This window comes from Gordonia sp. CPCC 205515, from assembly GCF_048537925.1.
Lineage (GTDB): Bacteria > Actinomycetota > Actinomycetes > Mycobacteriales > Mycobacteriaceae > Gordonia.
The window spans coordinates 1-13,405 of record NZ_JBCLVJ010000005.1; the positions used below are offsets into that span (position 1 = coordinate 1).

Annotated in this window: 16 protein-coding genes; 8 read left to right on the forward strand and 8 right to left on the reverse strand. The window is 67.1% G+C overall.

Translation table 11 applies throughout. From position 1 onward, the window contains the following. Positions 1–89: 89 nt before the first annotated feature. The 4 genes from AAFP30_RS07325 to AAFP30_RS07340 all read right to left on the reverse strand — a co-directional run bounded on the left by AAFP30_RS07325 (position 90) and on the right by AAFP30_RS07340 (position 4,873). A complete protein-coding gene (locus AAFP30_RS07325) occupies positions 90–491 on the reverse strand; it encodes a DUF7144 family membrane protein (RefSeq protein WP_419229460.1) in 402 nt (133 codons plus the stop codon). A 132-nt stretch (positions 492–623) separates the two neighbouring features. Further along, positions 624–1,358: a haloacid dehalogenase type II gene (locus AAFP30_RS07330; protein WP_419229222.1), complete on the reverse strand. Its 735-nt coding sequence runs from the start codon at positions 1,356–1,358 to the stop codon at positions 624–626. Positions 1,359–1,361: 3 nt separating this feature from the next. Beyond that, the gene (locus tag AAFP30_RS07335) at positions 1,362–2,357 is read right to left on the reverse strand and encodes a metallophosphoesterase (protein WP_419229223.1); all 996 of its coding nucleotides are present in this window, start codon (positions 2,355–2,357) and stop codon (positions 1,362–1,364) included. Between the two features lie 53 nt (positions 2,358–2,410). Beyond that, positions 2,411–4,873, reverse strand: coding sequence for a penicillin-binding protein (locus AAFP30_RS07340; protein WP_419229461.1), 2,463 nt, complete (start codon positions 4,871–4,873; stop codon positions 2,411–2,413). 327 nt (positions 4,874–5,200) lie between these two features. On the opposite strand from AAFP30_RS07340, the gene AAFP30_RS07345 reads away from it, so the two are divergent. Then, complete coding sequence (locus tag AAFP30_RS07345) at positions 5,201–5,512, forward strand: WhiB family transcriptional regulator (protein ID WP_419229462.1); 312 nt, start codon at positions 5,201–5,203, stop codon at positions 5,510–5,512. 95 nt (positions 5,513–5,607) lie between these two features. Here AAFP30_RS07345 and AAFP30_RS07350 read toward each other — a convergent pair whose 3' ends face one another. After that, a complete protein-coding gene (locus AAFP30_RS07350; RefSeq protein ID WP_419229224.1) occupies positions 5,608–6,708 on the reverse strand; it encodes an ArsA family ATPase in 1,101 nt (366 codons plus the stop codon). 3 nt (positions 6,709–6,711) lie between these two features. Beyond that, positions 6,712–7,785: an ArsA family ATPase gene (locus tag AAFP30_RS07355; protein WP_419229225.1), complete on the reverse strand. Its 1,074-nt coding sequence runs from the start codon at positions 7,783–7,785 to the stop codon at positions 6,712–6,714. On the opposite strand from AAFP30_RS07355, the gene AAFP30_RS07360 reads away from it, so the two are divergent. The 5 genes from AAFP30_RS07360 to AAFP30_RS07380 all read left to right on the forward strand — a co-directional run bounded on the left by AAFP30_RS07360 (position 7,784) and on the right by AAFP30_RS07380 (position 10,606). Continuing rightward, on the forward strand, positions 7,784–7,948 hold the full coding sequence (locus AAFP30_RS07360; RefSeq protein ID WP_419229226.1) for a hypothetical protein: 165 nt from the start codon (positions 7,784–7,786) through the stop codon (positions 7,946–7,948). The two genes, AAFP30_RS07355 and AAFP30_RS07360, sit on opposite strands and share 2 nt — an antisense overlap. Positions 7,949–7,953: 5 nt before the next feature. Further along, positions 7,954–8,427: a RidA family protein gene (locus tag AAFP30_RS07365; RefSeq protein ID WP_419229227.1), complete on the forward strand. Its 474-nt coding sequence runs from the start codon at positions 7,954–7,956 to the stop codon at positions 8,425–8,427. Positions 8,428–8,457: 30 nt separating this feature from the next. Further along, positions 8,458–9,216 carry a TSUP family transporter gene (locus AAFP30_RS07370; protein ID WP_419229228.1) on the forward strand — a complete coding sequence of 253 codons (759 nt, stop codon included), beginning with the start codon at positions 8,458–8,460 and terminating at the stop codon, positions 9,214–9,216. Between the two features lie 18 nt (positions 9,217–9,234). Then, positions 9,235–9,696 (forward strand): DUF3237 domain-containing protein, encoded by a 462-nt coding sequence (locus AAFP30_RS07375; protein ID WP_419229229.1) that lies wholly within the window; start codon positions 9,235–9,237, stop codon positions 9,694–9,696. A gap of 64 nt (positions 9,697–9,760) precedes the next feature. Then, complete coding sequence (locus tag AAFP30_RS07380) at positions 9,761–10,606, forward strand: MBL fold metallo-hydrolase (RefSeq protein ID WP_419229230.1); 846 nt, start codon at positions 9,761–9,763, stop codon at positions 10,604–10,606. Between the two features lie 21 nt (positions 10,607–10,627). Here the strand turns inward: AAFP30_RS07380 and AAFP30_RS07385 are convergent, their stop codons facing one another. Together AAFP30_RS07385 and AAFP30_RS07390 are read right to left on the reverse strand one after the other, a co-directional pair. Further along, positions 10,628–11,302, reverse strand: coding sequence for a Crp/Fnr family transcriptional regulator (locus AAFP30_RS07385; protein ID WP_005171581.1), 675 nt, complete (start codon positions 11,300–11,302; stop codon positions 10,628–10,630). A 177-nt stretch (positions 11,303–11,479) separates the two neighbouring features. Next, a complete protein-coding gene (locus AAFP30_RS07390; RefSeq protein ID WP_419229231.1) occupies positions 11,480–11,749 on the reverse strand; it encodes a hypothetical protein in 270 nt (89 codons plus the stop codon). Between the two features lie 197 nt (positions 11,750–11,946). Between AAFP30_RS07390 and nth the strand changes: the two genes are divergently transcribed. Together nth and AAFP30_RS07400 are read left to right on the forward strand one after the other, a co-directional pair. After that, on the forward strand, positions 11,947–12,636 hold the full coding sequence (gene nth / locus AAFP30_RS07395) for an endonuclease III (RefSeq protein WP_419229463.1): 690 nt from the start codon (positions 11,947–11,949) through the stop codon (positions 12,634–12,636). Continuing rightward, on the forward strand, positions 12,633–13,352 hold the full coding sequence (locus tag AAFP30_RS07400; RefSeq protein ID WP_419229232.1) for a TlpA family protein disulfide reductase: 720 nt from the start codon (positions 12,633–12,635) through the stop codon (positions 13,350–13,352). Before nth ends, AAFP30_RS07400 begins: the two co-directional genes overlap by 4 nt. Positions 13,353–13,405 lie beyond the last annotated feature (53 nt).

Sequence of the window (13,405 nt, forward strand, 5' to 3'; positions counted from 1 at the left end):
CGGGACGGCACGGCGATAAGCAGACCGCTCCACAGCAACCGGCGGCCCGACCCGAAGGTCGTCCCCCCGATCGTTATTCGTGCGAAGAATCAGGCGGTGCGCCAGGTGGCCACGGCCCAGATGATCAGAATGTCGAGGGCGATCACCAGGATCGACCACCACGGATAGTAAGGCAGCCAAAGGAAGTTCGCGATGATCGACAACGACGCGATCACGATGGCGGATACACGGGCCCACGTCGCGGCGGCGAACATGCCGAACGCGACGACGATCGCGATGACGCCGAGCAGGATGTGGATCCACCCCCAGCTCGTCAGGTCGAGCTTGTAGACGTATTGCGGACCGGCGACGAACAAGTCGTCCTTGGCCACGGCCGAGATGCCCTGCAGCAGTCCGACGATGCCGGCCACGAGGAGTAGCGCCGCAGCTCCGATCGTGGTGCCCCCGGCGATTCCCTCCTTCACCGGGTGGTCGTCGCGGTACGTACTCATGATGTGCCCCTTTTCCTTGCCAATGGCCCCGACGGCCATCTCGTTCCAGTGTTGTGCGTGGACGCGTCCGAACGCCTCGTCCAGAAAGGATGATTCACCCAGATCGGCCGAAATGACCGTTGACACGCTGGATCAGGGGATGTCGAGTTGATCGGCGAGGTCGTGCAGATCGGTCGCGTGCACGTCGTTGTCGGGGGAACCCGCGTCGTCCTTGGGCGCGCCACCCCACTCCATCGGGCGCTCGATGAACGCGCTGCGCAGCCCGAACCCGCGGGCGGCGTCGAGGTCGCTCTGGTGGGTGGCGACCATCATGACCTGGTCGGGGCTGCGTTCCAGCAATGCGGCCAGCCCACAGTAGGTTTCGCGGGCCGGCTTGTAATGCCGCCACAGGTCCGACCCGCCGATCACGTCCCAGTCGAAGCCGTTGTGCTTGGCCATGTCGGTCAGCAGGGCCACCGTGCCGTTGCTCAACGCGCACACGACGAACCGGGTGCGGAGCCGACGTATCCCGTCGGCGGCATCCGGCCATCCGGGGATCGTGCGCCAGGCGTGCACGAGTCGGGTGGCGGTGGCGTCGTCGATGGCCACGCCGCACGCGGTGGCGGTGTCGTGCAGTGTCTCGGTCTGCAGGTCGTCGAGGCGGCGCCACGGCAACTCGCCGGCCTCGACCCGCGCCAGGATCGGTCCGTATCGGCCCCGCCAATCGCGGGTGAAGTCGGCGGCGTCGACGCCGGGCACCGCGTCGCCCACCGCGGTGGAGATACCAGTGAACCAGTCGGTGACGGTACCGAAGGTGTCGAAGGCGAGGACCTCGACGCCCTTCGAGGCGCTCGCAGGCTCGCTCCTGAGGGAGCGATACGGCTCCACCCGTCAGCTGAGCTCGGTGGCCAGCTGCGGCAGCGAGTGTTCCTCGTCGAAGTCGGCGTCGCCGTGCGACACCGGCGTCAGCGTGAGCAGGCTTGCTTCCGGGCGGCAGCAGAAGCGGGCGGGGGCGAACGGCGACGTGCCCAGGCCGGCGCTGACGTGCAGTTTCATCGTCGAACCCCAGCTGGAGACGCCCTTGACCCGGGACCGGTCGATCTCGCAGTTGGTGACCAGCGCGCCGAAGAACGGGAGGCACAGTTGTCCGCCGTGCGTGTGGCCTGCCATCACCAGGTCGTAACCGTCGGCGGCGAACCGATCGAGGACGCGCGGTTCCGGGGAATGCGTCAGGCCCAGTCGCAGGTGGGCCAGCGGGTTGGGGCGCCCGGCGATGGTGTCGTAGCGGTCGCGTTCGATGTGCGGGTCGTCGACGCCGGCCGCCACCACGCGCACTCCGCCGACCTCGAGTTCGCGCACGGTGTGGGTCGCGTCGAGCCAGCCCCGCTCGGTGAACGCGGCACGCAGATCCTGCCACGGCAGCGGCTCACCGAAGGTCCGGGTGTGATCGGTCTTGAAGTACTGCAGCGGGTTCTTCAGCCGCGGACCGAAGTAGTCGTTGGAGCCGAACACGAACAACCCCGGCCGGGACAGCAGCCCACCGAGCGACTGGATGACCGCGGGCACCGCCTGTGGGTGGGCGAGATTGTCACCGGTGTTGATCACCAGATCGGGCTCCAGCGACTCCAGTTCCGACACCCACGCCTGCTTGAGTCGCTGGTTCGGTGTCATGTGCAGGTCGGACAGGTGCAGCACGCGCAGCGGGGTGGCGCCGGGTTCGAGCACCGCCAGGGTGCTGTGCCGCAACGTGAACGCATTGCGTTCGATCACCGTCGAGTAGACCAGGCCCGCCGCTGCCGCACCGGCGAGACCCGCGATGGCGCGGGCGGCCGAGGAGGAGGTCAGCGAGCTGGGCAGGACGCGGCCGAGAGGGTTGTCGACGTGCATCCACTCAGGATACGCAACCGACTCACCGGGTCGCGTGTGCTTTCCGCGCCCGATCATCCCGGAAGCTGGATCACCACCGGTCCGACGCCGGGAACCTGCACGGTCGTTTCGGTCGGTCCCGGCGTGGCGTTGCTGTTCCCACCGCCGTCGGCGTTGCGTCCGGTGCTCACCAGGATCGTGATCTCGCTGCCCGGCATCGCCGTGTCCTGCGGTGCGGTGGCCACCACGGTGCCTTGCGGGCGGGGGCTCTCGAAGTCACGCTGGACCACCTTGAAGCCCGCCGCCTGCAGTTTCGCGGTGGCGGCACTGGCCGTCAGGCCGGTGACCCGCGGGATCCGGCCGCGATCGTTGCCTGCCATGAAGCGCGGGTCGGTCGGTGGTAGACGCACGGCACCGAACTTGGTGGCCACCGGCTTGATTGCCTGATACCAGGTCCGTGCCGGTTCCATGCCGCCGTAGAGGTTGCCGTCGTAGCACTGCCGCAGCGGGCTGCTGCAGATGCCGGTGGGGGTGGGTCCGTCGTTGTAGACGTACGCCGCGCCGGCGATGCCGTTCGTGAACCCGAGGAAGGCCGACGAGCGGTGCGCTTCGGTGGTGCCGGTCTTGCCGGAGACGGGGAGCGTCCAGCCCTGCGAACCGGCCGCACCGGCCGAGGTGCCGCCGCCCTTGTCGTCCTGGCTGAGGCCGTTGGCGAGCGTGTTCGCCAGCCCTTCCTCGACGACCTGCTCGCACTTGGGTGCGTTGAACGGCACCGCGGTCAGTGCGGGCTGTCCGTTCTCGGCCATCACCGGGTTGCCGTAGGCGTCGCGCTTGATCCGGCTGATCGACGCGATCGGGTTCGGCGCGCACCAGGTTCCGCCGGAGGCGAGGGTGGCCGCGACGTTGGACAGTTCGAGTCCGTTGATCGGCAGCGGTCCCAGGGTGAACGAACCGTAGTTGCCGTCCTTGACGTACTGGGCCATGCTCCGGTCGCCGTACCCCGACGTGCCGGGCGCGTTGTAGGAGCGCAGCCCCAGCCGGACGGCCATGTCGACCGCGGGCGTCACGCCGACCTCCTGCAGCAACTTGACGAACGCGGTGTTGGGGGATTGGGCCAGCGCTTGCGTCACCGTCATCGAGGCGGGGTAGCGGCCGTCGTTCTTGACGCAGTAGGCGTTCACCGGGCACCCGTTGGCGCCGTCGCTGTTGCCCATGCCGTAGACCGCCACGTACCCGGGCACCGGGATGTTGTTGCCCACCCCGAGCCCCTTCTCCATCGCCGCCGCGGTCGTGAAGATCTTGAACACCGATCCCGCGCCGTCGCCGACCATGGAGAACGGTTGCGGCTGGACGGTCTGGTTGGCCTTCTGATTGAGTCCGTAGTCGCGGCTCGACGCCATCGCCAAGATGTCGTGGGACTGCTTGCCGGGCCGGATCGCGCTCATCACGTCGGCGATGCCGTCGGCGTCCGGGCTGGCCTGGGTGCGCACCGCGCGCAGCGTCGACCGCTGCACGTCGGGATCGAGGGTGGTGCGGATGATGTACCCGCCGCGCAGCACCGAATCCCGGGACATGCCGTTCTCGGCGAGGAACTGCAGTGCGTAGTCGCAGAAGAAGCCGTTGCCGCGGGCGGCGATGCAGCCCTGGGTGGGGGTGCGCGGATTGGGCACCACGCCGAGTGGGCTGGCCTTGGCCTTGATCAACTCCTCCGCACGATTCGGGAAGTTTTCGATCATCGTGTCGAGCACGGTGTTTCGTCGCGTGAGCGCGGCTTCGGGATTGGTGTACGGGTTCAGTGCCGAACTCGACTGCACCATGCCCGCGAGCAACGCGGACTCAGCGACGTTCAGGTCCTTGGCCGGTTTGGCGAAGTAGGTCTGCGCGGCCGCCTCCACGCCGTAGGAGTTGTTGCCGAACGGCACCACGTTCAGATAGCGGGTGACGATCTGCTTCTTGGCCTCCTGCTTGGCCTGGGCGTCGTCGAGTCCCTTGTCCCGCTTGGCCTGGTCAATGAGCGACTGCTCCATCGTCAGTGCCATGCGCACCTCCCGCAGCTTGCGCGCGGGGGTGGTCTCGATGGCGGCCTGTCGGTCGGCTTCGGTCCGTGCCAGGACCAGGAGCTGATAGTTCTTGATGTACTGCTGGTCGAGCGTCGAGGCACCCTGCTGCACCTCGCCCGACGACGAGTTCTTCAGCGCCGCGCGGATCGTGCCCTTCCAGTCCACGCCGTCGTGCTCGAGGAAGCGCCGATCTTCGATGGAGATGATCGCGCGGATCATCTCCGGCGAGATGTCGTTGTAGCCGACCTGGTAGCGGTACTGGTCGTAGAGCACCGCGATCGGGGTGCCCGCGGAGTCGGTCATGGTGGTGACCTCCGGCAGCGTTCCGTTCAGCAACTCCGACGACACGTTCTCCACGGCGGAGGCGGCGCGGTTGGACAGCACTCCCACCCCGCTCGCGGCGGGATACAGCAATCCTGCGACCAGCACACCGGCGAGCAGGCAGGCGCCCGCCAGTGGCCACAGTTTCTTTGACATCGGCACACGGACAGGATACGTGTGAGCGCCTTAACAAAGCCCAAGCGCGGCCGTTGCAACGTGGTTGCGTGATATCGATCCCGCAACATCCGCTCTGACCTGCACCGACACGCCCGGTTTGCACGATGGTGCCATTTTCTTGGCTCCAGGGGTTGCGCCCCGCATACACACATCCTTAGATTGAGTGCAGAATGTGACTCACTTAACAATCCGGAGTGGATCTGGATCCTGTCCAGTGATTGATCGCGTTCGACGGTCAGAGATTGTCGGGGCCTTGCAGTAATGCAGAACGACCGGCGATTACAACGACAGATTGGGGTCGGCGGAATGGCGATGGCGGCAGTTTCCACCGGAGACGACGCTCGTTTGACGTGGGTGTCTCAGGCTCGATGCCGAGGAGGAAATCCTGACGATCTGTTTGTTCGCGGGGCGGCGCAACGCAAAGCCGCCACGATTTGTCGGCACTGCCCGGTGCAGTTGGAGTGCGGCGCAGACGCTTTGGACAATCGAGTGGAGTTCGGCGTCTGGGGCGGCATGACCGAGCGGCAGCGCCGCGCACTGCTCCGGCAGCATCCCGAGGTGACCTCGTGGTCTCAGTTCTTCGAGGCTCAGCGACGTCGCCATCGCGACGCAGTGTGATCTCCCGCAACGAACAGCACATCGGAACGAACGGCCGGCACCCCAGGAGGGGCCGGCCGTTCCTTGTGTATGTGCTTGCGCTAACGAAATTGGGGTCAGCCGCGGCCGGTGATCTGCTCGGCCACCGCGCGCAGCGCCTCCACGTCGGCGACCTCGAACGGCAGGGACGGCACGCCGACGATCGGGACCGCCGGATGCGCGGCGGTGAACCGTTGCAGCAGATGGAGTTCACGTTTCCCGGTGGCCGCGCGCTCGGCGTGCACCTGCAGCACCCCGCGAGTCAGTTCGTCGTCGACGTGTTCGAGGGCCGCCTGCGCCGACGACTCCGAGATCGATGTCAGGTTCGGATGGGTGCGGTTGAGGATCAGGCCCGCGAGCGGCATCGATTCCTCCGACAGTCGATCGACGAAGAACGCCGCCTCGCGCAACGCATCCGGCTCGGCCGCGGCGACCACCGCGAACTGGGTGCCCGGCTGCTTGAGCAGCTCGTAGGTCTTCAGTGCGCGTTCCTGGAAGCCGCCGAACATCGAGTCGAGGGACTGCACGAAGGTCGCCACGTCGCGCAGCATGTCGCCGCCGATGATCGTGGACACACCCCGCATCGCCAGGCTCACCGCACCGGTCACGACCCGCCCGACCCCCCGACCGCCGCCGATGAGGACCTTCATCAGTCGGCCGGACAGGAACGACCCGAGGCGTTGCGGCGCGTCGAGGAAGTCCAGCGCGTTCCGTGACGGCGGTGTGTCGACGATGATCAGGTCCCAGCGGTCCTGCTCGAGCAGCTTGCCGAGCTTCTCCATCGCCATGTACTCCTGCGTGCCGGAGAACGACGACGCCATCGTCTGATAGAAGGAGTTCTCCATGATCGCCTCGGCGCGCTCGGGCGTCGAGTACTCGATGACCATCTCGTCGAAGGTGCGACGCATGTCCAGCATCATCGCGTCGAGGGTGCCCGGGCCCTCGGTGGTGATCTTCACCGGCTGCGGATCGTTGGTCAGCTCGTTCATGCCCAGCGACTGGGCGAGTCGTTTGGCCGGGTCGATGGTCAGCACGGCGACCGTCCGGCCGTGCTCGGCGGCATACATCGCCATCGCCGCGGCCGTCGTCGTCTTGCCGACACCGCCGGCGCCGCAGCAGATCACCACCCGCGTGTCGGGGTCGGTCAGGACCGACCCCATCTTCAGATCGAGCGTCATGGGTCAGGCACCTGCCTTCTGCAAGAGGTTGGCCAACTCGTAGATCGAACCGAGGTCGATGCCGTCGCCGAGCGCCGGGAGTTCCAGGGTGGGCAGTTCGACGTCGTCGAGTTGTGCCTTGGCCACCTGCTGGGCCTGCAGCCGCGTCGCGTGCTCGATGGTTTCGGTGAGCAGACCGGCGAGGTCGTCCTCGGGCAGATCGAGACCCGCGGCGGCGAGATGCTCGAGGATGCGCGGCGCGTCGATCGTGCCCTCGGCGATGTCGTCGATCGAGTCCACCGGCAGATGCGTCGGACTGACGCGGTTGATGATCAGGCTGCCGATCGTCAGATTCTTCGAGTGCAGTTCGTCGACCGCCTCGACGGTCTCCTGGATCGGCATCGCCTCGAGCAGGGTGACCAGGTGCACGACGGTGTCCGGCGAATGCAGCAGCGCCACCACCCCCTCGCTCTGATTGCGGATCGGCCCGGTCTTGGCGAGATCGGCCATCGCCTTGGTCACGTCGAGGAAGCTGCCGATGCGTCCGGTCGGCGGGGCGTCGACGACGATGGCGTCGTAGACACGGTTGCCCCGCTTGTCGGTGTGGATGATGCGCTCTTTGATCTTTCCGGTGATCAGCACGTCGCGCAGGCCCGGGGCGACGGTGGTGACGAAGTCGATCGCACCGATCCGCTTCATCGCCCGCCCGGCGAAGCCCAGGTTGTAGAACATGTCGAGGTATTCCAGCAGCGCGTGCTCGATGTCGATGGCCAGCGCGGACACCTCGCCGCCGCCGGAGGCCGTGGCGATCTTGGTGTCGGTCGGTGGCAACGGCGGCAGGTCGAACAGTTGCGCGATGCCCTGTCGCCCCTCGCATTCGACGAGCAGCACCTTCTTGCCGTCGGCGGCCAACGCGAGCGCCAGTGCGGCGGCGATGGTCGTCTTGCCGGTACCCCCCTTGCCGGACACGAAATGGAGTCGCGCCGCGGCTGCTGCTGCCGGCCATTGGTTGACGTGCGCGATGCCGTCGGTTGCCGGTGTATCAGTCCCCACTGCATCACCATATCGACTACCGGCGACCGGATAGGGTGGGTCCATGACTGAAGTGACCGCGTGGGAGTACGTGACGGTGCCGTTGCTCACACATGCCACCAAGCAGATTCTCGATCAGTGGGGTTCCGACGGCTGGGAGCTGGTGAGCGTGCTGCCCGGCCCTACCGGCGAACAGCACGTCGCCTACCTCAAGCGTCCGAAGGGATGAGTCCGATGGCCAACACCTGGTCGGCGCGTCTGACCGAACTCGGTATCACCCTCCCCGACGTGGTCACCCCGGCCGGCAGCTACGTGCCTGCGGTACGGACCGGGAACCTCGTCTACACCGCGGGTCAGCTGCCCATCGTCGCCGGCGAACTCGAGGTGGCAGGCAAGGTGCACGAGGGCGCCGAGGGCGTCGTCACCCCGGAGCAGGCGAATCGTGCCGCGCGACAGTGCGCGCTCAACGCGTTGGCCGCCGTCCACGGTCTCGTCGGCATCGACTCGGTCGTGCGGGTGGTCAAGGTCGTCGGGTTCGTCGCGTCGGCGCACGGCTTCACTGGTCAGCCCGGCGTGATCAACGGTGCCTCCGATCTGCTGGGCGAGATCTTCGGTGAGGCCGGGGTGCATGCGCGCTCGGCCGTCGGCGTCGCCGAACTGCCCCTCGGGTCGTCGGTGGAGGTCGAGCTGATCGTCGAGGTCGCCTGACGCCTCGACGACGTCGAGATCTGACCACGGGTGGATATCGCACTGCTGATCGCCGCCGCGGCGGCCGCGGGCTGGGTCGACGCGGTCGTCGGGGGTGGTGGTCTGGTGCTGATCCCGGCGCTGCTGATCACCTTCCCGGGCATCGCTCCGGCGACGGCGCTGGGGACCAACAAGCTGGCGGCGGTGTTCGGCACGTCATCGGCGGCGCTGCGCTATGCGCGTCGGATTCCGCTCGATCTCCGTCGTCTGCTGCCGACTTTTGTTGCTGCGCTTGTCTTCTCCGGTCTCGGAGCCTATCTCGCGAGTCGGCTGCCCGCGTCGGTGTTCACCCCGATCGTGCTGTGCCTGTTGGTGGCGGTCGGGGTGTTCGTCGCGGTCAATCCCGGATTCGGTTCGGGTGCAACGGTTACCAAACCCCGATGGTCGGTGCTGCTCGGCTTCGCAGTGGCCGGGGTGGTCATCGCCTTCTACGACGGCGTGATGGGACCCGGCACCGGCACCTTCCTGATCATCACGCTGACCGCGTTGGTCGGCACCGGATTCCTGGAGAGTTCGGCGATGGCCAAGGTGATCAACACCGGCACCAATCTCGGTGCCCTGGCGGTGTTCGCGTGGCAGGGAAACGTGTTGTGGCTCTTGGGTATCGGCTTGGCGATTGCGAACATCGCGGGTGCGCAGATCGGTGCGCACATGGCGCTCGGGCGCGGTAGTTCGTTCGTGCGCTGGGTGTTGCTGGGGGTCGTGGTGGTGATGGTCGGCAAGCTCGGGTACGGGTTGCTGATCGGCTGACGGCGTTATCATGCGGGAATGCCGACGATCCCGCCCGTGCCGACGCTGGAACCCGCCTTCGACGTGGTCGCCGAGTTGGGGCCGATCGAGGATCATGGGATGACCCGGGTCGGCCATCGTCGGGTGGTGCCGATCGTCGGTGGCGCGATCACCGGCGTCTTCGACGGCGAGATCCTGCCCGGTGGTGCGGACTGGCAGATCGTGCGCGCGGACGGGTCGATCGAGATCGACGGTCGCTACAGCGCCCGCGGCCGCGACGGATCGCTGCTGTATCTGCACGCCGTGGGGGTACGCAGCGGCGATCCCGAGGTTCTCGAAGCGCTCCTTGCCGGCGCGGACGTCGATCCGGCCGACTACTACTTCCGGGCGGTGGTGACGGTGGAATCGGCGGCCCATCCGGAGCTCGAACGGGCGGTGTATGTGGCGTCCTACGTGCGCGAAGCGAATCGCGTGCGTTACCGCGCCTACCGGGTCACGTGACGCCGAACGATCAGAAGACACGCATGAATCGACACGACCGGGGCGGTGGGTAGGGTCGGATCCCATGACCGACACTGGATCCGCCAACGGCACGGGATCTGACACCGCGCCCACCCACCCCGCCTATGGCGTTGTCCGACAGGTCACCCCGTTCGCGTCGGTGCTGCTCTGCGACAACCCCGGGGTGATGGAACTCGACGGCACCAACACGTGGATTCTGCGGGCGCCGGACAGCCCGGAGTGTGTCATCGTCGACCCGGGTCCGCCCAAGCACGGCAAGCACATCGCGAAGCTCGCCGACGACAACGACGTGTCCCTGATCCTGATCACGCACCGGCATTTCGACCACACCGGCGGTATCAAACGGCTGCACAAGCGGACCGGCGCTCCGGTGCGGGCGCGGGCGGAGAGGTTCACCCGGAGTGCGCGACCGCTGCACGACCGTGAGGTGATCGATCGGGCCGGACTGCGCATCACCGTGCTGTTCACCCCGGGACACACCGGGGATTCGGTCAGCTTCCTCGTCGATTGGAACGGGCAGCGCGCGATGCTGACCGGCGACACCATCCTCGGGCGCGGCACCACGGTGCTCGACCCGTCCGACGGCAGCCTGAACGACTACATGAACTCGCTGAACCGGCTCATCGTCGAGGGCGATGACTGTGCGCTGCTACCTGCGCACGGTCCCGATCACCCCGACCTGATCCCGGTTGCCCGCTTCTACAAGGCGCACCGCGAGGAGCGCATCGACCAGATCCGGGCCGCGCTGGCCGACATGGGCGTGACACCGCACGACGCGAAGCCGATGAAGGTGGTCAAGCGGGTGTACTCCGACGTCGACAAGAAACTCTGGCCGGCCGCCCGGATGTCGGTGAAGGCCCAGCTGGAGTACCTGCGGCACAACAGCTGACCCTTCGCGAAGCGGGGTGGCTCAGCGTGCGCGCCGGGCCAGCCGCTCGGAGTCGGCGATCAGTACGCTCTTGCCCTCCAGACGCAGCCAGCCGCGCTGGGCGAAGTCGGCGAGCGCCTTGTTGACGGTCTCGCGCGAGGCGCCGACGAGCTGGGCGATCTCTTCCTGCGTCAGGTCGTGGGTGACGCGCAGTGCGCCGCCCTCCTGGGTGCCGAAGCGCTGGGCGAGCTGCAGCAGCTGCTTGGCCACGCGACCGGGGACGTCGGTGAAGATCAAATCCGCGAGGTTGTTGTTGGTGCGTCGCAGACGACGCGCGAGGACGCGCAGCAGCTGCTCGGCGATCTCCGGGCGGTCCTTGATCCACGCGCGCAGGGCGTCGCGATCCATCGACACCGCACGCACCTCGGTCACCGTCGTCGCCGACGACGTCCGCGGACCGGGATCGAAGATGGACAGCTCGCCGAACATGTCCGACGGTCCCATGATCGTCAGCAGGTTCTCGCGACCGTCCGGCGAACGTCGGCCGACCTTCACCTTGCCGGACAGGATGATGTACAGCCGGTCGCCGGGCTCACCCTCGTGGAAGATCACGTGTCCGCGCGGGAAATCGACCGGTTGAAGTTGTTTGGTCAGCGCCGCGACCGCGGAGGGCTCGACACCCTGGAATATGCCTGCCCGCGCCAGTACTTCTTCCACCTACGAACCTTTCTCGTCCTGAACACATCGGGAGAACTGTCGGCCCCCGGTTTCACGTGCACAGACGTGCCCGCGGAGATGCCGTGTTGCCCCGTGCAACGCTACTCTCGCCCCCAGCATATGTGTTGAATGGGTCACTGACCGTTCATTGCGCTACTCGCGAGTCCGGTTGACCACTCAGCTGGCGCGCTGCGGCGAGTCCAGCAGTGGGGCAGCAGCGGCGGGCGTCGACTCGCCGCGCGAGCGACGGCTGCGGAACTCGTCGAGTGCAGCGGGAAAGCCCTCTTTGGCCAGCGTGTCCACGTGTCCGGCGTCGGCGGACTCCAGGAACTCCTCGACGTGATCGGCAGAGACGGTGTGGCGGTCGATCCTGGCCTGTACCTTCTCCATCGCAAGTGCGAACAGCATGAGGACAGCCGGGAACAGAAGCGCGGCGAGACCTTGCATGGGGACCAGTAAACACAATCTGCACTCGGTGCACCTAACCAGAACGGCACCCTTCACTGAGTTGTTACCTTGCCTCACCGACGTCCGGCACGGACTCTGTCGGGGTGTTGTCGGACGGCGTCGCTAACCTGAATCAGGTGAGTGCACGCAAGTCGGCCCCGGAAACCCACCTCGGGTTGGTGCGTCGGGCCCGACGGATGAATCGGACCCTGCAGGTCGCCTTCCCGCATGTCTACTGCGAACTCGACTTCACCACCCCGCTGGAGCTGTCGGTGGCCACGATCCTGTCCGCCCAGTGCACTGACGTGCGGGTCAACCAGGTGACACCGGCGCTGTTCGCCAAATACCCGACGGCGATCTCCTACGCCGAAGCCAACCGCGTCGAGCTCGAGGAGATGATCCGGTCCACCGGTTTCTATCGGAACAAGGCGAACTCGATCATCGGTCTCGGGCAGGCACTCGTGGAACGTTTCGACGGCGACGTGCCCAACCGACTCAAGGATCTGGTCACGCTGCCCGGGTTCGGCCGCAAGACCGCCAACGTGGTGCTCGGCAACGCGTTCGGTGTGCCGGGAATCACCGTCGACACCCACTTCGGCCGGCTCGTCCGGCGGTGGGAATGGACCGAGGAGACCGACCCGGTGAAGGTCGAGCATGCGGTCGGCGAGTTGATCCAGCGCAAGGAGTGGACCGACCTCTCGCATCGGGTGATCTTCCACGGCCGACGCGTCTGCCACGCCCGGAAACCGGCCTGTGGTGTGTGCGTGCTCGCCAAGGACTGCCCGTCGGTCGGCACCGGACCGATGGACAAGGAAGAGGCGGCGAAGCTGGTGAAGGGTCCGGAGACGGTGCACCTGCTCGAGCTGGCGGGGCTCCCGGCGACGTGAACGAGAGCTCCCCGAGCCGGAAGCCGCTGAGCCAGAAGCCGCCGCCCCGGTTTCCCGCCGCCCTGCGGTGGACGTTGGTCTTCGTGGTGGCGATGATCGCGCTGATCGTGGCGATCTGGCCGCGCGGCGGCTCCGGTGTGCCGGATGGTTCGGTCACCGCCAGTGCCCCGTCCGGCCCGAACGCGATGGACGCGCAGGTCGGGGACGCGCAACTCGCCTCTGCCCGCGCCGATGCCGCACTGCCGCCGTGCCCGACCACCGGCCTGCCGATGGGTCCGGACGCCGCGCTGGCCGGGGTGCGCGCACCCTGTCTGGCCGACGGCAGCACCTACGACCTCGGTACGGGCACCGCGGGCAAACCGCTCATCGTCAACATGTGGGCGGTGTGGTGCCTGCCATGCCGCCACGAACTCCCGGTGATGGCCGAGTATGCGCAGCGTGCGGGGGATTCGGTGAACGTACTGGCGGTCCATGCCCAGGAGGGTGCGCAGAATCCGTACCTCGCGCTGCAGTTCCTCATCGAGAACAACGTGCGGATGGCGACCGTCCTGGACACCGACGGCAAGATCGCGGCCGCGCTGCGTGCACCGCGGGTGTTCCCGTCGAGCATCCTGATCCGACCCGACGGCACCGTCGCCAAGGTGTTGCCGCAGATCTTCGACAGTCCGGATCAGATCGCCGCGGCGGTCGACCAATACCTGGGGGTACGCACGTGATCGACGACGACGACGCGCCACGGCCGCATGTCGGGCCGCTCGTCGACCCCGGA